General features: G+C 72.7%; 19 protein-coding genes and 1 pseudogene. 16 read left to right on the forward strand and 4 right to left on the reverse strand.

The genetic code is table 11. The annotated features are described in order from the left end of the window. The first annotated feature begins 236 nt into the window (after positions 1-236). The 7 genes from ACFZB9_RS21255 to ACFZB9_RS21285 all read left to right on the forward strand — a co-directional run bounded on the left by ACFZB9_RS21255 (position 237) and on the right by ACFZB9_RS21285 (position 5695). Entirely contained in the window at positions 237-1427 is a 1191-nt protein-coding gene (locus ACFZB9_RS21255) for an Ldh family oxidoreductase (protein WP_391449296.1), read from the forward strand. Continuing rightward, positions 1424-2392 (forward strand): Gfo/Idh/MocA family protein, encoded by a 969-nt coding sequence (locus ACFZB9_RS21260; protein ID WP_391449297.1) that lies wholly within the window; start codon positions 1424-1426, stop codon positions 2390-2392. Before ACFZB9_RS21255 ends, ACFZB9_RS21260 begins: the two co-directional genes overlap by 4 nt. Continuing rightward, complete coding sequence (locus ACFZB9_RS21265; protein WP_391449298.1) at positions 2389-2535, forward strand: hypothetical protein; 147 nt, start codon at positions 2389-2391, stop codon at positions 2533-2535. Before ACFZB9_RS21260 ends, ACFZB9_RS21265 begins: the two co-directional genes overlap by 4 nt. Positions 2536-2933: 398 nt before the next feature. Beyond that, a complete protein-coding gene (locus ACFZB9_RS21270; protein ID WP_391449299.1) occupies positions 2934-3098 on the forward strand; it encodes a hypothetical protein in 165 nt (54 codons plus the stop codon). 41 nt (positions 3099-3139) lie between these two features. Continuing rightward, the gene (locus tag ACFZB9_RS21275; protein WP_391449300.1) at positions 3140-3433 is read left to right on the forward strand and encodes a Dabb family protein; all 294 of its coding nucleotides are present in this window, start codon (positions 3140-3142) and stop codon (positions 3431-3433) included. Between the two features lie 229 nt (positions 3434-3662). Next, positions 3663-4589, forward strand: a complete 927-nt coding sequence (locus tag ACFZB9_RS21280; protein WP_391449528.1) for an RNA polymerase sigma factor SigF — start codon at positions 3663-3665, stop codon at positions 4587-4589. A gap of 170 nt (positions 4590-4759) precedes the next feature. After that, positions 4760-5695: an RNA polymerase sigma factor SigF gene (locus ACFZB9_RS21285; protein WP_391449302.1), complete on the forward strand. Its 936-nt coding sequence runs from the start codon at positions 4760-4762 to the stop codon at positions 5693-5695. 54 nt (positions 5696-5749) lie between these two features. Here ACFZB9_RS21285 and ACFZB9_RS21290 read toward each other — a convergent pair whose 3' ends face one another. Then, the gene (locus ACFZB9_RS21290; protein WP_391449304.1) at positions 5750-6679 is read right to left on the reverse strand and encodes a tyrosine-protein phosphatase; all 930 of its coding nucleotides are present in this window, start codon (positions 6677-6679) and stop codon (positions 5750-5752) included. A gap of 391 nt (positions 6680-7070) precedes the next feature. Here ACFZB9_RS21290 and ACFZB9_RS21295 point away from each other — a divergent pair, with 391 nt between their 5' ends. From ACFZB9_RS21295 to ACFZB9_RS21330, 8 genes and pseudogenes are all read left to right on the forward strand, one after another. Beyond that, positions 7071-9305, forward strand: a complete 2235-nt coding sequence (locus ACFZB9_RS21295; RefSeq protein ID WP_391449306.1) for a hypothetical protein — start codon at positions 7071-7073, stop codon at positions 9303-9305. A gap of 172 nt (positions 9306-9477) precedes the next feature. Further along, positions 9478-10929: a GT4 family glycosyltransferase PelF gene (gene pelF / locus ACFZB9_RS21300; RefSeq protein ID WP_391449308.1), complete on the forward strand. Its 1452-nt coding sequence runs from the start codon at positions 9478-9480 to the stop codon at positions 10927-10929. A gap of 103 nt (positions 10930-11032) precedes the next feature. Beyond that, complete coding sequence (locus ACFZB9_RS21305) at positions 11033-12535, forward strand: hypothetical protein (protein ID WP_391449310.1); 1503 nt, start codon at positions 11033-11035, stop codon at positions 12533-12535. A gap of 66 nt (positions 12536-12601) precedes the next feature. Further along, the gene (locus tag ACFZB9_RS21310; protein WP_391449312.1) at positions 12602-13594 is read left to right on the forward strand and encodes an SDR family NAD(P)-dependent oxidoreductase; all 993 of its coding nucleotides are present in this window, start codon (positions 12602-12604) and stop codon (positions 13592-13594) included. Positions 13595-13654: 60 nt separating this feature from the next. Beyond that, a pseudogene (locus ACFZB9_RS21315) lies at positions 13655-14359 on the forward strand (NDP-sugar synthase); the annotation flags it as partial. A 122-nt stretch (positions 14360-14481) separates the two neighbouring features. Next, positions 14482-15417, forward strand: coding sequence for an NAD-dependent epimerase/dehydratase family protein (locus ACFZB9_RS21320; protein ID WP_391449314.1), 936 nt, complete (start codon positions 14482-14484; stop codon positions 15415-15417). Next, positions 15414-16160: a spherulation-specific family 4 protein gene (locus tag ACFZB9_RS21325; protein ID WP_391449316.1), complete on the forward strand. Its 747-nt coding sequence runs from the start codon at positions 15414-15416 to the stop codon at positions 16158-16160. Before ACFZB9_RS21320 ends, ACFZB9_RS21325 begins: the two co-directional genes overlap by 4 nt. Next, positions 16157-17122 (forward strand): endo alpha-1,4 polygalactosaminidase, encoded by a 966-nt coding sequence (locus ACFZB9_RS21330; RefSeq protein ID WP_391449318.1) that lies wholly within the window; start codon positions 16157-16159, stop codon positions 17120-17122. The genes ACFZB9_RS21325 and ACFZB9_RS21330 overlap by 4 nt, the downstream gene beginning before the upstream one ends. 44 nt (positions 17123-17166) lie before the next feature. Here ACFZB9_RS21330 and ACFZB9_RS21335 read toward each other — a convergent pair whose 3' ends face one another. Then, positions 17167-17358, reverse strand: a complete 192-nt coding sequence (locus ACFZB9_RS21335; RefSeq protein ID WP_391449320.1) for a hypothetical protein — start codon at positions 17356-17358, stop codon at positions 17167-17169. 127 nt (positions 17359-17485) lie between these two features. On the opposite strand from ACFZB9_RS21335, the gene ACFZB9_RS21340 reads away from it, so the two are divergent. Further along, positions 17486-18451, forward strand: a complete 966-nt coding sequence (locus ACFZB9_RS21340; RefSeq protein WP_391449530.1) for an aldo/keto reductase — start codon at positions 17486-17488, stop codon at positions 18449-18451. Positions 18452-18515: 64 nt separating this feature from the next. Here ACFZB9_RS21340 and ACFZB9_RS21345 read toward each other — a convergent pair whose 3' ends face one another. Together ACFZB9_RS21345 and ACFZB9_RS21350 are read right to left on the reverse strand one after the other, a co-directional pair. Then, complete coding sequence (locus ACFZB9_RS21345) at positions 18516-19457, reverse strand: C40 family peptidase (RefSeq protein WP_391449322.1); 942 nt, start codon at positions 19455-19457, stop codon at positions 18516-18518. After that, the gene (locus ACFZB9_RS21350; protein ID WP_391449324.1) at positions 19454-20683 is read right to left on the reverse strand and encodes an SPFH domain-containing protein; all 1230 of its coding nucleotides are present in this window, start codon (positions 20681-20683) and stop codon (positions 19454-19456) included. Before ACFZB9_RS21350 ends, ACFZB9_RS21345 begins: the two co-directional genes overlap by 4 nt. Between the last annotated feature and the right edge of the window lie 94 nt (positions 20684-20777).

Consider the following 20777-nt stretch of genomic DNA (forward strand, 5'->3'; position numbering starts at 1 on the left):
AGGTGCTGCACCACGCCGCGCCCGCGCGAGTTCGTCCGCGTCGAGGAGCTGACCGCCTTCGCCCGCTCGGTCGCCGGCCTGCTGCTCGCCTTCGACTCCGCCGTCGAGACCACCGAGAGCACCGAGACCACCGAGACCACCGAGACCACGCCCACGGAGACCACACCCGCCGACACCACGCCCACCGAAGCCGCCGCACCCCCGCTGCCCCGTCCCGCCCAGGAGGCCCGTCCCGTATGCCGCTGACGCCCCCACTGGCCACACCCCCCACGCATCTGGAAGGCGATGACGCCCGGATCGGCGCACCGCGCGTCGCCGCTCCGGGCGTCCTGGTCCGCTATCCCGAGTTGCTGCGCTTCACCGCCGAGGTCTTCACCGGCCGCGGCCTGCCCGCCGCCCGGGCCACCACCGCCGCCGAGGCGCTCTGCTACGGCGATCTGACCGGGCTGACCTCGCACGGCCTGGTCAACCTCACCCGCCTCTACCTCCCGCTGCTGGACGAGGGCCGGGCCGATGCCACGGCCGAGCCCGAGCCGCTGGCCGACCGGGGCGCCGCCGTGCTGCTGGACGACCGCCGCGCGCTCGGCCTCTGGTCGGCCTCCGCCGCGATGGACCTGGCGATCGAGCGGGCCGCCGGCCACGGCATCGGGCTGGTCTCGGTGCGCGGCGCCACCCACCTGGGCTGCGCCGGATTCCACACCCGGCGGGCCGCCAGGCGCGGCCTGGTGGGGCTGCTGGCCGCCAACTGCGGCCGGCAGCGGATCGCCCGGCCGCCGGGCGGACGCCTGGCGATGCTCGGCACCAACCCGCTCTCGGTGGCCGCCCCGAGCGGCGGGCCGCACCCGTTCGTGCTGGACATGAGCACCACGGCGGTGCCCACCGGGCGGGTGCGGGCCGCCGCCCGGGCCGGACAGCAGGTCCCGCCGGGCTGGCTGGCCGACCAGGACGGCGCCCCGGTGACCGACCCCGGCGCCTTCGACCGGGGCGAGGCGCACCTGCTCTGGCTCGGCAGCCGTCCGGAGACCGGCGCGTTCAAGGGGTACGGGCTGGGCCTGGTGGTCGAGGTGCTCGGCGCGCTGCTGGCCGGCGCGGGGCTCGGCCCGGAACCGGCCGCGCTGGCCGGCGACGGCGGCCCGGTGGGCCGGGACGACGACATCGGCTACCTGGCACTGGCCATCGACCCCGGCGCGCTGCGCGACGGGGCGGACTTCAACCGACAGGCGGCCGTGCTCTTCGGCTCCCTGCTGGACTGCCCGCCGCTGGATCCCGCCCATCCGGTGAGCTACCCGGGCCACCCGGAGGGCGAGCTGGCGGCACGTCAGCTGCACGAGGGCGTGCGGCTCTCGCCCGCCCGGTTCGCCGAGCTGACCGACCTGGCCCAGGCCACCGGCCTGACCGCCCCCAAGCCGATCGGAGGAACCCCATGACCGGCCCCCGCCCGCTGGCCGTGATCGGCCTTGGCGTGATCGCCAAGTTCTACCTGGCCGCCATCGAGGCCGACCCGTCCTTCGCCCTGGCCGCCGTCTGCGACCGCGACGAGGCCGCGCTGGCCGAATCGCGCGCGGCCGGCATCCCCGCCTACCGCGACCACCGGGAGCTGCTCGCCGCCCACCGGGAGCTGGCCGGGGTGATCGTCACCGTCCCCAACGACGCGCACGCCGCGCTCTGCCGCGACCTGCTGGCCGCCGGTCTGCCGATCTGCGTGGAGAAGCCGCTGGCCATCGAGGTGTCCGAGGCCCGGGCACTGACCGCGATGGCCGCCGAGCGCTCGGTGCCGCTCTTCACCGCCTTCCACCGCCGCTACAACACCCAGACGCTGGAGCTGGCCGCGGCCTGCACGGGCGCGCCGATCAGCAGCATCCGGGTCCGCTACCTGGAGAAGATCGAGGAGCACGTCGGCCCGGACCGCTGGTACCTGGACCCGGCCCGCTGCGGCGGCGGCTGTGTGGCCGACAACGGCCCGAACGCCTTCGACCTGGTCCGGCTGCTCTTCCGGGACACCGGGCTGAGCGTGGTGCGGGCGGCCATCGAGCGCGACGGCTCGGGCCTGGACCGGCAGGCGGTGATCGACCTGATCACCGACGGCCCCTCGCCGCGCCGGGCCAAGGTCGAGCTGGACTGGTCGTACCCGGGCGAGTTGAAGGACATCGAGGTCACCCTGGCCGACGGACGGGTGCTGCGGGCCGACCTGCTGGCCGGCCACACCGGCTTCAAGGCCTCGCTCTGGCACGAGTACCAGGGCATCCTGACCGCCTTCGGCACCGCGCTGCAGCGCCCCGGCAGCCATCGGGACGGCGGCCTGGCCACCCTCGAACTGGTCGCGGCGGCCTACCGGCTGGACCGCGACACCGCCACCCACGTGTTCCGCCCGGCCGTTCAGGAGGCGCCGTGACCCCCGTGCGGCTGCCCCCGCTCCAGGAGGACGGCGCCGAGCACGCGGTCGCCGGCGAGCCGCACGAGCTGGTCAGCACCGTGACCGGTGCGGAGCTGGGGCTGGTCCCGGAGGCCGGGGTGCGCTTCACCCAGCACATCTGAGGGGGGCGTCTGCGAGGGGGGAATCTCCGAAGGATGAGGTGGGGGGAGCGGTCCCGGGGGGACGGACCGCTCCCCCGGCGGAGGTCCCACAACCGGCGCCACGCGGGGGATACCACGGCGCCCGGTCCCACAGCGGGGAACTCCGGATCCACGTACCGCAGATTCCTGCCAGATCGTCGGTACAGCTCCCATCCTGCCGCGCGACCGGGCCCCGGGCATCCGCACAAGGACCTCAGCCCCGGGGACCTTCGTCCCGCCGGGTGAACGCGTTGCACACCTATTGCGCCATCCGGTGGATAAGCTGCGCATCGGACCCCGCGTCAGGTCGGGGACCTGACGCCCGGCCGGGGGACGGCGGGGTGCGGGGCCGGAGCAGACGGCGGAGGTGGGCGGTTCCGATGGCACAGGCAAGGAAGATCGGCATGTATCTGCTGCTGATTTTCGTGGTGTACACGATCATCCACTCGCCCGCCCGCGCGGCCGAGCTGGTCCAGTCAGGGTTCGTCGGGATCTCGGACGCCGCCAGGTCGATCGGGGCCTTCATGACCGGTCTGATCAAATAGCCACGCCGAGAAGTGACCCCGACGAGAGATAGGAGTGCCCGGTGATCCGCCACCTGGTCCTGTTCAAGCTCAACGAAGGCATCGCCAAGGACGACGACCGCGCGCTCGCCGCCGCCAAGGCCTTCGAGGGGCTCGACCAGCAGATCCCCGAGCTGCGCGAGTGGCAGCACGGGTGGAACGTCAGCCCGCGCGACGTCGCCTACGACTACGCGATCAACAGCCTGGTCGCCGACCAGGCCGCGCTGCAGGCCTACGCCACCCATCCGGAGCATGTCGCGGCCGCTCAGCTGTGGCGGCAGATCGCCACCCTGGTGGTCGCGGACTTCGAGGTCTGAGCGACCCGCCGCCAATTCGGTCGTATCCACACGATCCAACGGCCCCCCGCATCGCAACGGCTCCCGGCGAGCCCGTCGCGGCGCGGGGGGCCGCGTCGCTGTCGGCGCCGGACCACCAACACGCGTCCGGCGGGTGCTTGAACGGATGGCGTCCGTCTTGTGATGCTATGACCGATTTTGCCGGGCAGGCCGAGGTGGTGAACCAAGGGAGGGTGACACGTCCGTGCGGATCCAGGACGACACGCCGGACACCGGCACGGGCGGACCCGGTGCCGATTCGCGCCCCGAGCCCGAGCCACCCGGCGAGCCACCCGGGCCGCCCGAGTCACCCGAGCCGCCCGAGCCGTCGCAGCCCTCCCAGTCGCCCGAGCCCGCCGAGCCGTTCGGCGGGACCGGGCCGATCGACGTGCGGACCCTGACCCGGGTGCTCTTCGAGCGGCTGGCCGAGCTGCCCGCCCAGGCGCCCGAGCGCGAGCAGGTGCGGGCCGCGCTGATCGAGGTCAACATCCCGCTGGTGCGCTACGCCGCCACCCGCTTCCGCAGCCGCAACGAGCCGATGGAGGACGTGGTCCAGGTCGGCACCATCGGCCTGATCAACGCCATCGACCGGTTCGACCCCAGCCGCGGCGTGCAGTTCCCCACCTACGCGCTGCCCACCATCCTCGGCGAGATCAAGCGCTACTTCCGCGACAACGTGCGCACCATGCACGTCCCGCGCCGGCTCCAGGAGCTCTGGGTCCAGGTCAGCGGTGCCATGGAGGAGCTGACCGTCACCCACGGCCGCACCCCGAAGGTCCCGGAGATCGCCGCCAACCTGCGCATCCCCGAGGAGGACGTACGGGCCTGCCTGGACGCCGGGCGGGCCTACAACGCCGCCTCCCTGGAGGCGGCCCAGGAGCACGAGGGCGGCCTGGCCCTGCTCGACCGGCTCGGCTACGAGGACTCCGCGCTGACCGACGTCGAGCACCGCGACATGGTGCGCCACCTGTTGGTGCAGCTGCCCGAGCGGGAGCGCCGGATCGTCATACTGCGCTTCTTCGCCAACCTGACGCAGTCCCAGATCTCCACCGAACTGGGCATGTCCCAGATGCACGTCTCCCGCCTCCTGGCGCGCATCCTCACCAGGCTGCGCACCGGTAACTCCTGGGAGGAGTGAGCCCCGGCCGCGGGTCGCTGCGCGTTACCGCGGCGTGACAACTCGCGATGTCGGGGTTTGCCGGGGGCGATGTTCCGGTAAGCAAGCGGTGGGGGGTGCCGATCACTCGGCGCGTACCGGGAACCGCCGAGTGGAGGCTCCCGTTGGACCAGTCACGAGGGGGTGGGTGCATGTCCGCAGAGCTGGGCAGCACAGAGATCCACGGTGGTACGGCGGTCGCCGAGCACGCTCCGGAGCCGTCGGCGCAGCTGCCGCACCAGGCCGTGCCCGCAGCGGCCGCCACGGCGCCGCCGCAGGCTGGAGCAGCGGTGGCAGCGGCGACAGCGGCAGCGGCGACATCGCCCGGTCTGGACACCCGCACCCTGTCCCGCTCGCTCTTCCGGCGCCTGGCCACCCTGTCGGCTGACAGCGCCGAGCACGCGTACGTGCGCGACACCCTGATCGAGCTGAACCTGCCGCTGGTGCGCTATGCCTCGGCCCGCTTCCGCAGCCGCAACGAGCCGATGGAGGACATCGTCCAGGTCGGCACGATCGGCCTGATCAAGGCGATCGACCGGTTCGACCCGGACCGCGGGGTGGAGTTCCCCACCTTCGCGATGCCCACCGTGGTCGGCGAGATCAAACGGTTCTTCCGGGACACCAGCTGGTCGGTGCGGGTGCCGAGACGGCTGCAGGAGCTGCGCCTGGCCCTGACCAAGGCGGGCGACGAGCTCGCCCAGCGCCTGGACCGCTCCCCCACCGTGGCCGAACTGGCCGTGTGCCTGGGGGTCAGCGAGGAGGACGTGGTCGAGGGCCTGGCCGTCGGCAACGCCTACACCGCGAGCTCGCTGGACTCCACCCCCGGCGAGGAGGACGGCGACGGGCCGCTCGCCGAGCGCCTGGGCTACGAGGACCTGGCGCTGGAGGGCGTGGAGTACCGCGAGTCGCTCAAGCCGCTGCTGGCCAAGCTGCCGCCGCGGGAACGGCGGATCATCATGCTGCGCTTCTTCGGCAACCTGACCCAGTCCCAGATCGGCGAGGAGATCGGCATCTCGCAGATGCACGTCTCCCGGCTGCTGACCAAGACCCTCACGCAGCTGCGCGAGGGCCTCACCAGCGAGGGGTAGCGCCGATCCCGGTGAGGGGTGGCGCCGGGCCGAACCGTGCGCCGCCCCGCGCGGTCAGTTGCCCTCGTCGCCCAGCAGGTTCTTGCGCAGCCCGGCCAGCACGGCCTCGTCCAGGCCCAGGCCCTGCCGCCAGAACTCGGCGAAGCCCGCCCAGCCGGACTCGACCTCGGCGAAGGCGGCGTCCAGGTACTCGCGGTGGGCGGTGAACATCGGCAGCAGCAGCGAGGGGTCCGCCATCAGGCCGCGGGTGCCGAAGCTGTCCACGATGTGCTCGACGATCGCGGCGGAGCGCACGTTGGTCAGCAGGTAGTCCTCGTAGACCGTCTCCCGGTCGACGCCGAGCGCGGTGAGCAGCAGGGCGGCGGTCCAGCCGGTGCGGTCCTTGCCCGCGGTGCAGTGGAAGAGCACCGGCGGGCTGTCGGGGCCGGCCAGCAGCCGCAGCACGGCGGCGAACCGCTCCCGGGCCACCGGATCGGTGACGAACCAGCGGTAGAGGCCGACCATGATCTGCGCGGCCCGCCCGTCGCCGAGCAGCGCGTGCTGCTTGACCGGGTCGCGGTCGGCCAGCGCGTCGCGCAGCGCGACGTAGATGTCGAAGTCGGCGGCGAAGACCGGCAGGTGGTGCAGGGTGATGCCGTCCGGGTCCGCGGCGCTGACGCGGAGCGGCTCGGCGGACAGCTCCACGGCCGATATGTCGGCCACCGGCAGGCCGGGCAGCCGGTCCGGGCCGGCCTCGCGGACCTCGTCCAGGCTGCGCAGGTCGACCACGTGGCGCACGCCGAGTGCGGCGAAGGCCGGCAGGTCCTGCTCGGCGAGCCGGTTCAGCCCGTCGCTGCGCAGCGCGACGCCGGAGCGCAGCACCCGCCCGTCGACGGTCCGGTAGCCACCGAGGTCACGGGCGTTGACCGCGCCCGTCAGGCCCAGGCTGCGCGCGGCCAACTCCTCGGCGGCGGCCGTGCCGGTCCGCTCGGGCTGCTCGGTCACGGGTTCCTCCTGCGCTGCTGACGGTCGTGGTCCGACCAAGGGTACGAAGCTCGCGGCCCCGGTGAGCAGCCGGGCGCACCCGTGCGGTGACCGTATACGACATATTCCGACAGGTGAGACATCTTCATAAAACGAAAATTGTCATGATCTGATCGTTTTATGCCACCTTAAAGCCACCTTAACGACTAACGGGTGACCAACGTGGCTCGGAAGTGAACGTCTCTGACAGATTCGCTGCACTCTCACCCAACCGGCGTAAAAAGCAGATAGTTCTGCCGCACCATGGTCCGCAGCGCCGAGCACGGTCGACCGTCTCCGGCGCTGGGGGTTGATCAAGGTCACAGGGGTGGACGCGGGGGCAGTCCACCCTTCTCAGGGAGGAACACCGAACATGGGTCGAGCGACCCGTCGTGCTGCCGCCTGCGCGGCAGCCGGTCTGCTGGCCGCAGGCCTGCAGACCACCACTGCCTTCGCCGCACCGCAGAACCGAATCGACCTCACCGTGCTGGTGGTCGACGACGGCGGTCCCGCCACCGCCGCGATCACCGCCGAACTGGCCGGCGAGGGCACCCCGTACACCGTGCTCAAGCTGTCCGACCCCAACCGTGCGACGATCACCCCGGCCTTCCTCAGCGACACCGTGAACGGTGCCCCGCGGGCGAAGTTCCAGGGTGTCGTACTACCTAACGAGAACCCCTTCGGCGCCGGTTCAGCCGAGATGACCACGCTCGCCTCCTACGAGGCCACGTTCGGCATCCGCCAGATCGACGCCTACACCTACGCCAACCCCAACGTGGGGCTGAACTGGGCTCAGAACCCGGGCTACATCGGCTCGTTGGACGGAACCCGGGGCGCGGTCACCCAGGCCGGCCTGAGCGGCCCCTTCGACTACCTGACCGGTAGCGTCCCCTTCGAGCAGCCCCAGCCTGGCGTCTCCACCAGCTACGGCTACCTGGCCACCCCGCTGGCCTCGCTGCCGACCGGTGCCTCCTTCACCCCGCTGGTGGACGCCCCGATCCCGGGCACCAGCGAGCGCGGCTCGCTGGTCGGCGAGTACGACCACGACAGCCGCAAGGAGCTGGTGGTCACCTTCGTCTACAACCAGTACCAGCAGCAGTACCGGCTGCTGGCCCGCGGTTTCGTGGACTGGCTGACCCAGGGCGTCCACCTCGGCTACGACCGCAACTACTTCGCGGTCCACGTGGACGACCTCTTCCTCTCCGACGACCGCTGGAACACCACGCTCAAGTGCACCCCGGGTGACGTCACCTGCCCGCCGGGCAGCGACAACACGGACACCGACCCGATCCGGATGACCCCCTCCGACGTCAACTCCCTGGTGGCGTGGGAGAAGGCCAACAACTTCACCGTCGACTTCGCCTTCAACGGCGGCGGCGTGTCGGACTGGGAGCAGGACAACAACACCACCACCGACCCGCTGCTGAACGCCTTCAAGGCCAACTCCAGCTCGTTCCGGTTCATCAACCACACCTGGGACCACCCGTTCCTCGGCTGCGTCCAGAACGTGACCGTGGTGCCGTGGCAGTGCACCACGAACGCCGGTGGCAGCGACGTCTGGGTCGACCAGGCCACCATCCAGAACGAGGTCCAGGAGAACACCGCCTGGGCCAGGCAGCAGGGCCTGCCGACCGACCCGACCGAGCTGATCACCGGTGAGCACTCCGGCCTGGTGACGCTGCCCCAGCAGCCCACCGACAACCCGAACCTCGCCCCGGCGCTGGCCGCCGACGGCATCAGGTGGACCGCCTCGGACGCCTCCCGCGAGCCGAACCAGCGCGCGGTGGGCTCCTCGACGCTGACCGTGCCGCGGTACCCGATGAACGTGTTCTACAACGCGGGCCACACCAACGAGGAGGTGGACGAGTACAACTGGATCTACACCAGCAAGGCCCAGGGCGGCAGTGGCATCTGCGAGACCTCGGGCAACTCCACCTGCCTGCCGGCCCCGCTGGACACCACCACCGGCTACGCCTCGTACATCGTGCCGATGCAGACCAAGATCGACCTCGGCTACGTGACGAACAACGACCCGCGGCCGAACTTCATCCACCAGTCCAACTTCGCCGAGGACCAGATCGCCTACCCGGTGCTCAACTCGATCCTCGGCACCTACAAGAGCCTCTACGCGGCCAACACCCCCATGGTGAACATGCGGGAGAGCCAGATCGGCACCGAGCTGCAGCAACGTTCCGCCTGGAGCGCGGCGGTCGCGGCGGGGAAGGTGACCGCCTACCGGATCGGCAACACGGTCACCGTGCAGGCGCCCGCCGGGGTGCAGGTCGAGGCCACCATGCCGGCCGGCACCACCCAGCAGCAGCTGCTCGGCAGCTCGGCCTTCGGCACCGCCTACGCCGGCACGCTCTCCGGCTGGGTCGCCCCGGGTCCGTTCCAGGGCTCGGTGACGCTCCAGCTGGCCACCGCTGCCACGCCGAGCTCGGTCAAGGCGCCGGCCGCCACGGTCGCCGCGGCCGCCACCGCGGCGCAGAAGACCGCCAAGGCACCGAGGACCACGGTGCCGGCCGGCACCGCCAAGGCCGTCCCGCTCGCACCGGGCAACACCCAGCGCACCAAGTCGCCGTCGCTGGTTCCGACCAGCAGCAAGTGAGCGGCGACCGGCACCACCGGCACCACCGGTAGGACCAGAACAACCAGCACCACGCGTACCACCGGCACCACAACGCGGCGGTACGGGTTCCGCGGCGACCCCGCGCGAGCCCGTACCTGCGCTGCGCCCGGCCGCCACCGGGCGCAGCCGATTTGGGGGGAAGGGAAGCAAGATGCGTGTCACCTTGCTCACCGAGGGGACGTATCCGCACGCGCACGGCGGCGTCAGTGTCTGGTGCGACCAGCTCGTCCAGGGCATGCCCGACGTGGAGTTCGACGTCATCGCGGTCACCGGTACCGGCAGCGAACCCCTGGCGTGGGAGCTGCCCCCCTGGGTCCGCTCCGTCACCACCGCCCCGCTCTGGGGCCCGCCCGCCCCGGGAAGAGCGCCGCGCGGACGCGAGCTGCGCCGCTTCCTGGACGCCTACGAGCGGTTCCTGCACTCGATCCTCGACCCGGTCTACGCCGCGCACTTCGGCACCGAGCTCTACGGCTTCGCCGACTTCGCCCGGCGCGGCCTGCTCGGCCCGGCCCTGCGCGGTGAAGGGGCGCTGCGCACCCTGCAGGAGGTCTGGCGGCGGCCCTACCTGCCGACCGCCGAGGCCGAACCGAGCCTGCACGACGCGCTGCACGCCACCGACCTGCTGGAGCACGCGCTGCGCCCGCTGGCCGTCGAGGTGCCCACCGAGGGGGTGGCGCACGCGGTCAGCGGGGGGCTGGCCGCCCTGCCCGGGCTGATCGCGGCCCAGCAGCACAACGTGCCGTTCCTGCTCACCGAGCACGGGATCTACCTGAGGGAACGTTACCTCGGCTACCGGACCGGGCCCTATCGCTGGCCGGTCAAGGCGCTGCTGCTCGGCTTCTACCGGATGCTCGCCGAGGAGAGCTACGCGCGGGCCGCCCTGGTCACCCCGGGCAACCGCTACAACCGGCGCTGGGAGGAGCGCGGCGGCACCCCCTCGGCCAACATCCGCACCGTCTACAACGGCGTGGACCCCGACCTCTTCCCCGCCGCCGGGCCCGAACCGGAGCTGCCCACCATGAGCTGGGCCGGGCGGGTCGACCCGATCAAGGACCTGGAGACCCTCATCCGCTGCTTCGCCCTGGTCAGGGCCGAGATACCGGAGGCCCGGCTGCGCCTGTTCGGCGGCACCGCGCGCGGCGCGGAGGGCTACCGGGACGGCTGCATCAAGCTCGCGGCCGAGCTGGGGCTGGGCGACTCGGTGGTCTTCGAGGGCCGGGTCGAGGAGATCAAGGACGCCTACGCGGCCGGCAGCATCGTGATGCTCAGCAGCATCAGCGAGGGCTTCCCGTTCACCCTGATCGAGGCGATGTCCTCAGGGAGGGCCACGGTCTCCACCGACGTCGGCGGGGTGCGCGAGGCGGTGGGTGACACCGGTCTGGTGGTCCCGCCGCGCGAGCCGGAGCCGATGGCCCGGGCCGCGCTGACCCTGCTGCGCGACCCGGAGCTGCGCGCCACCATGGGCGCCGGCGCCCGGGTGCGAGTGGTCGAGCAGTTCACCCTGAGACAGACGATCGACGGCTTCCGCGGCATCTACGCCGAACTGCTGGGCGCAGCCGGGCAGTCGGCCAAGCTCCAGCCCGCCGCGGAGGGTGCGGCATGAGCGAGCGAAGCGAGCTCATCATGAAGGGCGGCGTGTTCCACTCAGCGGCCGCCGAGCGGTGGGGGCACCCCCCGGCCGCCGAGGCCGGGGGAGAGGTGGGCACATGAGTGGGCCTCTCAGGCTCGTTCCCGATGAGGGGACCCCGGGCTGGGCCGAGGAGGCGATGCGGCTGCGCACCGTGCCGCGCCGCCGCCCTGGGCCCGCCGACCAGCCGACCCCCGAGATCTCACCCGACCCGCTGGACGAACTCGCCGAGCGTCTGGCCGAGTTGTGCGCCGACGCGGTCCACCCCTACGAGATCGCCGCGTTCCTGGAGTCGGACGGTCTGACCGACGAGCAGGCCGCGCTGGTCTACGGCCGCCCCGACTCCTTCACCCTGGCCGAGGACCTGTTCGACAAGGTCGCCCGCCGCTACCCGGGGCCGGTTTCGGCCGGCGCCGACCCCTGGCGGGCCGACCCGTGGCGGTGCCTGGTGCGCGGCCTGGTCTTCGCGCTGCCCGGGCTCGGCTACCTGCTCGGCGCCGACTTCTTCAACACCCACCGGACGCGCTTCGGCATGCCCTCGGGCATGGCCGCCCTGGCCGCCGCCACGTTGCTCAGCTGGGCCTTCAACCAGGCGCTGGCGTACCGCGCCTATGGCTGGCTGAGCCTGGGCGAGCGCCGCTCGGCCGCCCGGGCGCTGGCACTGGGCGCCCCGGTCGGTGCCGTGCTCGCGGCCGGCGTCGGCTGGGTGCTGGGCGGGCCGCTGGCGGCGCTGCTCTTCACCATCGGCCAGTCCGGCTACCTGGGCGCGGCGACCGCGCTGCTGGTGCTCGGCAAGGAGCGGCTGCTGCTGGCGGCGCTGGCGCCCTCCGCGGTCGGCGCCGGACTGGTCCTCGAAGTCCAGCTGCCCAGCTGGGTCAAGGTCGTGATCCTGCTCGCCACCCTGGCCGGCACGCTCGGGCTGGCCGGCTGGGAGCTCCGGCTCTGCCTGGCCGAGCCCGGCGGCAGCGGGCGCGGCGGCCCGGCCTGGCATGTCACCGGCGCCGCCGGGCTGTTCGGGCTGGCGGTCGGCACGCTGACCATGATCTCCGGGCTGGGTCCCACCCTGCACCACGCGGTCCGGGCCACCGGCCCCGCGCCGGCCCCCTCGGCCACCGGGCCCTGCCTGGTGGCGCTCACCCTGAGCCTGGGCCTGGCCGAGTGGCTGCTCTACCGCTACCGCAGCCTGGCCACCGCGGCGCTGCGCACCAGTGCCAGCCCCGCGGCCTTCCGCCGGCGCACCGCGCTGGTGCTCGCCGGCTGCCTGCTCGGCTACCTGCTCGTCGTGGCCGGGCTGGCCCTGGGCGCCGACGCGTTGTGGGCGCACACACCCCCGATCGGTACGACCCAGCTGACCGACCTGCTGCTGCTCGCCGCCACCTTGTGGACGGCTCTGCTGCTGCAGGCCCTCTCGGTCACCTGGCGCACCGCCGGCCTCTGCCTCGCGGCGGCCGGGTACGAGGTCCTCGCCCTGCTGACCGGCGGCGACCCGCAGGAACTCCAGCTGTACGGCTGCGGAGCAGCCGCCGTGCTGCTGATACCGCTGGCCGTGATCGTCCTCGGCCGCACCACCCGGCACCGCTGAACCAGCACCGCTGCACCAGCACCGCCACCGCGCCATCCCACCACTCAGAGAGGGCAGTTCTCCCAGATGAACACTGTCGCAGTCACCGGGGCCGAGGGTTTCATCGGCTCGCACCTGGTCGAGCACCTGGTCGCCCACGGGCACCGGGTGAAGGCCATGGTCCAGTACAACTCCTTCTCCTCCTTCGGCTGGCTGGAGACCCTGGACGCGGACGTGTTGGACTCCGTGGAGATCGTGCTCGGTGACGTCCGCGACCCCGGCTCGGTGAACGGCCTGGTCAAGGGCACCGAGGCGGTGTACCACCTGGCCGCGCTGATCGCCATCCCGTACTCCTACCAGGCCCCGCACTCCTACATCGACACCAACGTCAACGGCACCCTCAACGTGCTGGAGGCGGTGCGCCACCTGGACATCCCGCGGATGGTGCACACCTCCACCAGTGAGACCTACGGCACCGCGCAGACCGTGCCGATCACCGAGGACCACCCGATCAACACCCAGTCCCCGTACTCGGCCTCGAAGGCCGGCGGTGACCGGCTGGCGGACGCGTACCACGCCAGCTTCGACGCCCAGGTGGTGATCCTGCGGCCGTTCAACACCTTCGGGCCGCGCCAGTCGATGCGCGCGGTGATCCCCACCGTGATCGCCCAGATCGCCGCCGGGGCCCGTGAGATCACCCTGGGCGACCTGCGCCCCACCCGTGACTTCCTGTTCGTCAAGGACACCGCCGCCGCGTTCCACGCGGCGGGCACCGCGCCGGCCGAGGCCGTGGTCGGGCGCACCTTCAACGCCGGTACCGGCGGCGAGATCTCGGTCGGCGACCTGGTCACCCTGGTCGGCAAGCTGATGGAGGTCGAGCTGACGGTCCGGGAGGACACCCAGCGGCTGCGGCCGGCCAACTCCGAGGTGATGCGCCTGGTCGCCGACGCGAGCCGGCTGCGCGCCGCCACCGGCTGGGCGCCCGCGCACTCGCTGCAGGCGGGGCTGGAGAAGACCATCGCGTTCTTCCGCGACCCGGCCAACCTGGCCCGCTACAAGACCGACATCTACAACGTCTGAGCCCGTCCACGTCAACTCCGTCTGAGCACGTCCACCTCGACTTCCTGGGGGAGACCAACCATGCACGCAGTGATTCTGGCCGGGGGCAAGGGCGTTCGGCTTCGGCCCTACACCACCGCCCTGCCCAAGCCGCTGGTTCCGATCGGCGACCAGCACGCCATTCTGGAAATCGTGATGCGGCAACTGGCCGCCGCGGGCTTCACGACCGTGACCCTCGCCATCGGGCACCTGGGGCACATCATCCGCGCCTACGTCGGCAACGGCTCGCAGTGGGGCCTGCGGGTCGGCTACGCCGTCGAGGACACCCCGCTCGGCACCATGGGTCCGCTTCTGACCATGCTCGACCGGCTGCCCGAGAACTTCCTGGTGATGAACGGTGACATCCTCACCGACCTGGACTTCGCCGGGGTGCTGCGGCACCACGAGGAGGCCGGCGCACCGCTGACCATCGCGACCTACGCACGCGAGGTCAAGATCGACTTTGGGGTACTGACCACCGAGCAGGGCAGCATCACCGCCTTCCGCGAGAAGCCGAGCATGGACTACCGCGTCTCGATGGGCGTCTACGGCGTCTCGCGGGCCGCGCTGGCCAACTACACGCCCGGACTCCCGCTCGGCTTCGACGAGTTGGTCCTCGATCTGCTGGCCGCCCAGACCCCGCCGGCCGCCTACGAGTTCAACGGCTACTGGCTGGATATCGGCCGCCCCGACGACTACGACCGGGCGAACGCCGAGTTCGCCACCCGCCGCTCGATGCTGCTGCGCGACGACCGCCCCGAGCGGGCGCTGGGCGAGCAACTGCCCGAGCTGCCGGTCCAGACGCCACCCGGCGTCGAGCCGGTGCCCGCGGCCGAACCGGCCCGGGTCGGCGCCGAAGGGCGGGCCGCGTGAGGATCCTGCTGCTCGGCGGCGACGGCTTCCTCGGCCGGCACGCCGCCACCGCGCTGCGGGCGCTGCCCGCGGCCGAGCTGGCGACCGCGGGACGACGCCCGGACCACGACCTGCGCCTCGATCTGACGTCCAGTCAGGTCGAGCCGCTGGCCGCCGATCTGGCGCGCCTGGCGCCCGCGGTGGTGGTCAACTGCGCCGGGGCGGTGGCCGGCAGCGCCCGCCACCAGAGCGAGGTCAACGCCCGGGGCCCGGCGGTCCTCGCCGAGGCCCTCGAACTCGCCTGTCCCACGGCGCGGTTGATCCACCTCGGGTCGGGCGGTGAGTACGGTCCCGGTCGGGACGGCGGCTCGCTGGCCGAAACGGACCAGCCGAGCCCCACCGGGATCTACGGCGTGACCAAGCTGGCCGGCACCCTGGCGGTGGCCGAGTCCGCGCTGGACGCGGTGGTGCTGCGGATCTTCAACCCGGTCGGCCCCGGCTCCCCCGCCGCCTCGCTGCCCGGGCGGCTGGCCGCCGAACTCGCGGCCAACCCGGGCGGCGTGGTGACGGTCGGCGACCTGTCCGCGTACCGTGACTTCGTGGACGCCCGCGATGTCGCCGCCGCGGTGGTGGCCGCCGCGCTGGCCGCCACGCCACTGCCCCGGATCCTCAACATCGCCGGCGGCCGGGCCCGCCCGGTGCGGGCGATCGCCGAGGGGCTGGTCGCGGCCGCCGGCTTCACCGGCCGGATCGAGGAGAGCGGGGCCGGCTCGGCCCGCTCGGCCGGCGTCTCCTGGCACCAGGCCGACATCGGCGCCGCCGAGCGGGCGCTCGGCTGGCGGCCGCGGATCGCGCTGGAGCAGAGCCTGCGCGACCTCTGGTCGGACGCGCAGGACCAGGCCCCGGTGCCCGACCCGGGTGGCGCCGACCCGCTGGTGGCCGGCAGCCGATGATCAGCACCCCCGCCGCCCGCCTGCTGGTGCCGCTGTACGTCCACCCCGCGGTGGACCCGGCGGCCTGGCAGGCGGTCGCGGCCGCCGGCCCCGACACCGTGCGCGCCGTCGTGCTCAACATCGCGGACGGGCCGGGCCCCGCGCCCGAACCCGCCTTCGAACAGGCGGCGGCCGAACTGACCGAGGCCGGCATCCCCCTGCTCGGCTATGTGGACACCGCCTACGGCGGCCGCCCACATGGCGAGGTGGTGGCCGATCTGCTGACCTTCCGTCAGTGGTACGGCACCACCGGGGTCTACTTCGACCAGGCCGCCGGTCACCCGGCGGCCCTGGCGCACTACCGCAGACTCACCACCGCGGCCCGCGCGGCCGGTTGTTCAACGGTCGTCCTGGGCCACGGAGCGCACCCAGAACCATCGTTCGCCGAACCGGAGTTGGGTGATCTACTGGTCACCTTCGAGGGCAGCTGGGCCGAGTACGACGCACTGGCCCTGCCGCTCTGGACCGGACACCACCCGGCCGAGCGGTTCTGCCACCTGGTCTACCAGGTCCCCGCCCGGGCGGCCGAGGCGGCGGGCGCGCTGATCGCCTCCCGCCGGGCCGGCGTCGGCTGCACGGTGCCCGGGGGCGGCGACAACCCCTGGGCGACGCTGCCGCACGGGCTCGCCACCGCACCACCCGCCGCCACGGGAAACCCCGCCACTCCACCGTCGACACCGAAGCTCTCGGAGTGCCCCACGTGACCCGTCGTGCCACCGCCCTGCTGGCAGCCCTGACCCTGACCACCGCGATGCTGGTGAGCGCCTGCGCCGGCGACGGCGGCGACGACTCCGACCAGCCGGAGCCGGGTCCGGCCAGCTCGGCGGCCAACTCGCCCAGCGGATCGGCGAGTTCACCGACGGCCCCGGCGGCGTCCCCGGCAGGCTCGGCGTCCCCCTCGACCAGCGGCTCCCCCTCAACCAGCGGCTTCCCCTCGCCGTCCGGCTCCACCGGCGGCGCGAGCCAGGCCTACTGGCACCCGACCCCCGGCACCCCCTGGCAGTGGCAGCTCAGCGGCACCGTCGACCAGTCCGTCGACGTGCCGGTGTACGACATCGACGGGTTCGAGAACGACGCCTCCGTGGTCGCCTCGCTGCACGCCAAGGGCCGCAAGGTGATCTGCTACGTCAACGCGGGCGCCTGGGAGAGCTTCCGTCCCGACGCCGCCGCCTTCCCCAGCTCGGTACGCGGCTCGGGCGACGGCTGGAAGGGCGAGAACTGGTTCGACATCCGCCAGATCGACGTGCTGCGTCCGTTGCTCGCCCAGCGCTTCCAGATGTGCAAGGACAAGGGCTTCGACGCCATCGAACCCGACCTGCTGGACGCCTACCAGAACAACTCCGGCTTCCCGCTGACCGCGGACGAGCAGATCGCCTACAACAAGATGATCGCCCAGCTCGCCCACGGCCTGGGCCTCGGCGTGGCGTTGAAGAACGACGTCGACCAGGTGCCCCAGCTCGTCGACTCCTTCGACTTCGCCGTCGACGAGCAATGTGCCCAGTACCAGGAGTGCGACGAACTGACGCCGTTCATCCAGCAGAACAAGGCCGTCCTGCACGTCGAGTACACCGTGCCGACCAGTCAGTTCTGCGCGCAGTCCGACCGGCTGCGGTTCAGCTCGATGGAGAAGCACCTTGAACTGGACGCGTGGCGCCAGCCGTGCTGACGGCCGTGGTGCGCCACGCGACCTGAGTGACCGCAGTCCGTGCGTTACTTGACGGCGAGCCAGACCACCGCGACGACCACCACGAGCGCCACGATCGCCCCGATGGCGATCATGCCGCCGCGGCCACCGCCGCTGCGGTGCACGGAGACGTTGCTCGGGGCCTGGGCCGCCGGCGTCTCCACAAAGGCCCGGAACATCTGGGTGCTGCCGGCAGGGTCTTCATAGTTCTCAGCCATGGCATGGGACTCTAACCAATCCAGCCCCACCCAGGACAGTCCGGACCCCTGCCGGCCGAGCGCGTCGCCCCCGCGGCAGGGCGCTCGCCCCGGAATGGCCGCCGCCCACCGCTCGTTGTCCAAGAGCATGACCGACTTCTCCCAGGTAGCCGCCGCCGTTCCGCTCGGCCGCTCCTCGCTGACCGTCTTCCCGTTCTCGCTCGGCGGCAACGTCTTCGGCTGGACCGCGGACGAGGCCCAGTCCTTCGCCGTCCTGGACGCCTACGCCGCCGCCGGTGGCGACTTCGTCGACACCGCCGACGTCTACTCGGCCTGGGCACCGGGCAACCAGGGCGGCGAGTCCGAGACCATCCTCGGCAACTGGCTGCGCTCCCGCGGCAACCGCGAGCAGATCGTGGTGGCCACCAAGGTCGGCCAGCACCCCGAGGCGCAGGGCCTGCGCGCCGCGAACATCCGCTCGGCCACCGAGGCCTCGCTGCGCCGGCTCGGCGTCGAGCGGATCGACCTGCTCTACACCCACCGCGACGACCCCGCGACCCCGGTCGCCGAGATCATCGGCGCGCTGGACGAGCTGGTGCGCGAGGGCAAGGTCCGCGAGATCGCGGCCTCCAACCTCAGCGCGGAACGCCTGGCCGCCTCGCTCGCCTTCTCCGAGCAGGAGGGCCTGGTCAGGTACGTCGCCGTCCAGCCGCACTACAACCTGGTCTCCCGCGGCACCTACGAGGGCGAGCTGTCCGCCGTGGTGGCCGAGCACGGCCTGTCCGCCATCCCCTACTTCGCGCTGGCCGCCGGGTTCCTCACCGGCAAGTACCGCCCGGGCGGCCCGAGCGTGCCCAGTGCCCGCGCCGAGGGCGCCAACCGCTACCTGGCGGACCCGCGCGCCGTGCGGGTGCTCACCGCGGTGGACACCGTCGCCGCCGCCCACCAGGTCGAGCCCGCCACCATCGCGCTGGCCTGGCTCACCGCCCAGCCCACCGTCGCCGCGCCCATCGCCAGCGCCCGCACCGTCGAGCAGCTCGCCCCGCTGCTGGCCGCCACCACCCTGCGGCTGACCGCGGAGGAGCTGGCGCTGCTGGACACCGCCTCCGCCTGAGCCGCGCGCGGCCGCCGTTGTCCACCGCCTGTGGACAACGGCGGCCGCGGCGCTTGGCCGCCCCTCAGGACGGGCGGCCCAGCTGCGTCGGGTAGTAGCCGGCGTTGAGGGTCGAGACGCGCACGTTCCTGCCCGGGCGCGGGGCCTCGACGTACTGCCCGTCGCCCAGGTAGATCGCCACATGGTGGATGCCCGAGGGGCGGCCGCTGTCCGACCAGAACATCAGGTCGCCGCGCCGCAGCTGGCCCGAGCTGATCGGCGTGGTGGCCGCGTACTGGTCGTCGGCCACCCGGGGCAGTTCGATCCCCGCGCGGCGGTAGGCCTGCTGCACCAGGCCCGAGCAGTCGTAGCCGGCCGGGCCGTTGCCGCCCCAGACATAGGGCTTGCCGAGCTGGGCGAGCGCGTAGGCGACGGCGGGCTCGGTGCCGGCGGTGGTGCTCGTGCCGGTGCTCGTGCTGGTGGTGCCGCCGGCGGGCGAGGACGGGGTGCCGGCCGTGTCGCCGCCGCCGGTGCGGCTCAGGTAGACGTCGTAGTGGCTGGTGTACCGCCACTCCCCCGCCGCGTTCCTGAACCAGTACTTCGAACCGTCCCACCCCTGCCGCATCCCGTCGGCGTCCGCATCCGTGGTGCTCCCGGCCCCGGTGCGGCTCAGGTAGACGTCGTAGTGGCTGGTGTACCGCCACTCCCCCGCCGCGTTCCTGAACCAGTACTTCGAACCGTCCCACCCCGGGCCACTCGGTGCCGGTTCGGCACTGGCCGTACCGGCGGCCGTACTGAGCCCGAGCACACCGGCCCCGGCGAGGACGGTGGTGGCCAGGCAGGCCCCCCGGACGGTCAGGTTCAGCTGCGGTATTCGACCCGCCCGGGCGACGGCCCGGCTGCGGCGCAGCAGCTCCCGCGAGCCGGCTCGGGCGGTGCAGGGCGGGCACGCGCAGTCCAGTGACGTCGGCGGCTCACCGAGCTGCTCGTCGAAGCGGATCAGGGCGGGACCGGTGGCTATCCTCATGCGCGATTGCCTTCCCGGCCGGCCTTGCCGCTCTTCGTCATCGCGTTGGCGCCGGCCGGTGCCGGGACGGTGGCGGGCAGCCCGCTCGGCACACCGGCCGGGGCCAGGAACGCCACCAGGAGCTGCTCCATCAGGGCGCTGCGCGCCGCCACGTCCAGCTCATGGGTGGTGGCCCGCTCCAGGCGCCGCACCGCGAGGGCCGCCGCCTCCACCGCGTCGTCCACCAGCACCGTGCGCAGCCCCGCGTCGAGGTCGGCCAGCCGGCGCCGGCGCATCGAGTCGGCCACCTCCGGCGCGTACTCCAGGGCGAGCGGCTGGGCCGAGAACACCTCCAGCCCGGCCGGCGCGGCCTCGGCCGCCAGCGAACGGGTGAGCTCGTCGGCGAACCACTGACCGTCGCGCAGCGCCGGTCCCGGTGCCGCGTTGCTGTCGCAGGGCAGCGTGCTCGCGGTGCGGGTGAGCACGGCGTGGATCTGCTCGCGCAGGTACTCCTCGTGGTCGCCGATCGCGAACGACGCCCGTGCCGTGTCCTTGATCCGCCAGACCACCAGCAGCCGGACCACGATCGGCATCCCCGTACGGTCCGTCACCTGGACCGCCTCGCTGCGCCAGTGCCGCAGCCGGACGTCCACCCGGCGGCGGCGCAGCAGCGGGTTGACCCAGAGCAGCCCGGTGCGGCGCACCGTCCCCCGGTAGCGGCCCCAGCGGCTGAGCACCCTGGTCTCACCGCCCGCGTTGGCCAGCAGCCCCGCGAGCGCCACCAGCGCCACACCGCCGCCGACCGTCACCGCCGCCAGCGCCCACCCGGTCACCACCGGACCGCCGGCCTCCCGGACGGCCTCGCTGCGCAGGTCGGGCAGCCCGTCGGCGAGGTGCGGGATCAGCCCCACCTGGGCCAGCACCAGGGCGATCGAGGCCAGTGCCAGCAGCAGAGCGACCAGCGCCACCCACCCCGCCAGCGCGAGCGCCTCCCGCTCACGCAGCTCCGGATCCGCCTTCGGAGGGCGGCGGGCGGCGATCTCGGCGCGACTGTCCACAGGCTGTGGATGGATCGTCTGCACGGAGACCGTCGCCGGGGCGGCCGGTGAAGGGGCGCTCGGCGCGGGGAGCGCGAGCGGCAGCGACTCGGTGGCCGGGTCCGATGGGGGGCCGACCGTGGGCGTTTTCTTCAGCAGAGGGGTCGCCCCGGCGAGGGTGCGGCGGGCGGTATCGCGGGGGGCGTCCATGCGGGATTCCTCAGGTCGATGTGTCACGCGGAGTCAGGTTAAGTACATAAGTCTGCAAATGCGACATTTAGCCGATGGTGTGTCGGCTTTTCCT

The sequence above is a fragment of the Kitasatospora sp. NPDC008050 genome, assembly GCF_042957465.1.
Taxonomy (GTDB): Bacteria; Actinomycetota; Actinomycetes; order Streptomycetales; family Streptomycetaceae; genus Kitasatospora.

Excerpts from the sequence above, each read along its gene's own strand:
- ACFZB9_RS21255 (WP_391449296.1), top strand. The coding sequence starts at position 237 with ATGCCGCTGACGCCCCCACTGGCCACACCCCCCACGCATCTGGAAGGC.
- ACFZB9_RS21260 (WP_391449297.1), top strand. The coding sequence starts at position 1,424 with ATGACCGGCCCCCGCCCGCTGGCCGTGATCGGCCTTGGCGTGATCGCC.
- ACFZB9_RS21270 (WP_391449299.1), top strand. The coding sequence starts at position 2,934 with ATGGCACAGGCAAGGAAGATCGGCATGTATCTGCTGCTGATTTTCGTG.
- ACFZB9_RS21285 (WP_391449302.1), top strand. The coding sequence starts at position 4,760 with ATGTCCGCAGAGCTGGGCAGCACAGAGATCCACGGTGGTACGGCGGTC.
- ACFZB9_RS21295 (WP_391449306.1), top strand. The coding sequence starts at position 7,071 with ATGGGTCGAGCGACCCGTCGTGCTGCCGCCTGCGCGGCAGCCGGTCTG.
- pelF (WP_391449308.1), top strand. The coding sequence starts at position 9,478 with ATGCGTGTCACCTTGCTCACCGAGGGGACGTATCCGCACGCGCACGGC.
- ACFZB9_RS21305 (WP_391449310.1), top strand. The coding sequence starts at position 11,033 with ATGAGTGGGCCTCTCAGGCTCGTTCCCGATGAGGGGACCCCGGGCTGG.
- ACFZB9_RS21310 (WP_391449312.1), top strand. The coding sequence starts at position 12,602 with ATGAACACTGTCGCAGTCACCGGGGCCGAGGGTTTCATCGGCTCGCAC.
- ACFZB9_RS21325 (WP_391449316.1), top strand. The coding sequence starts at position 15,414 with ATGATCAGCACCCCCGCCGCCCGCCTGCTGGTGCCGCTGTACGTCCAC.
- ACFZB9_RS21335 (WP_391449320.1), bottom strand. The coding sequence starts at position 17,358 with ATGGCTGAGAACTATGAAGACCCTGCCGGCAGCACCCAGATGTTCCGG.
- ACFZB9_RS21340 (WP_391449530.1), top strand. The coding sequence starts at position 17,486 with ATGACCGACTTCTCCCAGGTAGCCGCCGCCGTTCCGCTCGGCCGCTCC.
- ACFZB9_RS21345 (WP_391449322.1), bottom strand. The coding sequence starts at position 19,457 with ATGAGGATAGCCACCGGTCCCGCCCTGATCCGCTTCGACGAGCAGCTC.
- ACFZB9_RS21350 (WP_391449324.1), bottom strand. The coding sequence starts at position 20,683 with ATGGACGCCCCCCGCGATACCGCCCGCCGCACCCTCGCCGGGGCGACC.